Origin of the sequence: Bacillus sp. AY2-1, from assembly GCF_008368965.1 — a bacterium.
GTDB classification, from domain to species: Bacteria; Bacillota; Bacilli; order Bacillales; family Bacillaceae_G; genus Bacillus_A; species Bacillus_A thuringiensis_S.
In genome coordinates, this window is record NZ_QPEL01000304.1 from 1 (window position 1) to 1,685 (window position 1,685).

The following is a 1,685-nucleotide window of genomic DNA, read 5'->3' on the forward strand; positions in this document are numbered from 1 at the left end:
CATTTAATTCATAGTAAAAGTAATATATTTGATATTAAATGTCTTGCATAATGCGATAAAAGTTCACAATTTTTTTATCATTATATACAGAAAAAGGTAACGAAACTTAAGCGATATGTAATACTTGTCATAGTTGTGAATTATGTAAATCTATTTAGTGTAACAGCTAAGATGTTAGATCTTGTTTTTCTTAAAAACATTACTTATTCGGATTCATGAAAAGGATTTTAATGGATTAGTTTGATTTGATATAAAAAGAGGACGCATTTTTATTTGCGTCCTCTTTTTATGATAATTTATTTTACAAGTTAAGAAGAATCTTTGATCATCTAAATAAATTCTATCACCCTATTAGGAGATGCTAGTAGAACAATATGGACTTTTATTTAGTTCATTTTCTAACAGTTCGTTTAATTCAATACTATAGGCAAGCATAGTACTTAGTTCAGAACCTTCTTCTATTGTTTTATTGATTATTGATAATACTCTTTCTTGGTACTATTCTAAGTATTTTTCAGCTAGGTAAGAGGGGTATGTTGAAATAGGAGGGCCCATCTTAAAGTAGGATAAATTGGTCTTTGAAATCGGTATACAGTTCTTTAATAAATATAGTTTTTGCAATATATCTTTATCTATGGGATGAAGCATATAATCTGTCATGATGAAATAATTGTGATGGTAGATAAATACTTTTCCTTCTGGTAAAACCGCGTGACGAGATAAATTTGGATAAATAGGTGGTCCATCTGAAAATTGATTTAAACTACGTTGTGAAACTTTAATAATTTCTTGAACTGAAAATTTAAATTTGCGAAATGCAATGGTGTCAATAAATGGACGTTTTTGATTATTTTCTATATAAAATAACTCTCCTTTTTCACTTTGCACAACCCGTAGATTTGGAATTGACTCTGTAAGGGTTATGGGGGGCCCTTCTGTATATTTGTAGATAAATGGATCGGGAATTAAGACAATTTCATTTTGATTATATTTGAAGTAAGAAAGCATATCTTTCGAAATAAGCCTGCGTTTAAAGTTATCAATTAAAAATACTTTACCTTGTGAATTACTAAATAAAATACCATTTAAATCTTTTGAAGGGAGGTTAGCATATAGGTTTTGGAAAGAGAATGGTGTTTTAAAAGTAATATCGAGCACTTTGTTAATGGGATAAAAAGGTTGAAATGTATTTAGGCGTTTCCAAAACATTGCATCTCCAGCAAACCAATATAAAGGATTTGTATCCCAATATCCACAGTACTTTTCATAGACTTTTAATAATATTCTTCTAGTATGCATAATTGAACAATGATCTACAACATTAGCAGCTGTATATAAAATTTCCGAAGCTTCTCTCACAAATTCATTTATAGGTTGTAGGTTATAATCAACATATTTTACGTATTGGGAAGAGTAGACTACATCAATTTCAGGATGTTTTTCTAAGAAAGACAACATTTCAGCTAATCTGTTTGGAAGGTATATAGTATCATCTGTTAAATAGCAAATATAATCCCCACAAGTTAATGGTAGTGCCTCATTGATAAGTGTTGCATATCTTGTAGTTTTATATCGTTCATCATCTTGTATAAAACTATTCGTATAAGTAATTCGAGGATCCTCTAGATAATTTTTTATGACATTTATAGTTTCTGGACAGGAGTTATCATCCATAATAAAAAGTT

General features: G+C 29.1%; 1 protein-coding gene. It reads right to left on the bottom strand.

Annotated elements, in window-relative coordinates:
* Positions 1-498 precede the first annotated feature (498 nt).
* Positions 499-1,685 (bottom strand): glycosyltransferase (locus DN403_RS30670; protein ID WP_149186121.1); only part of this gene is annotated, 1,187 nt, incomplete at its 5' end.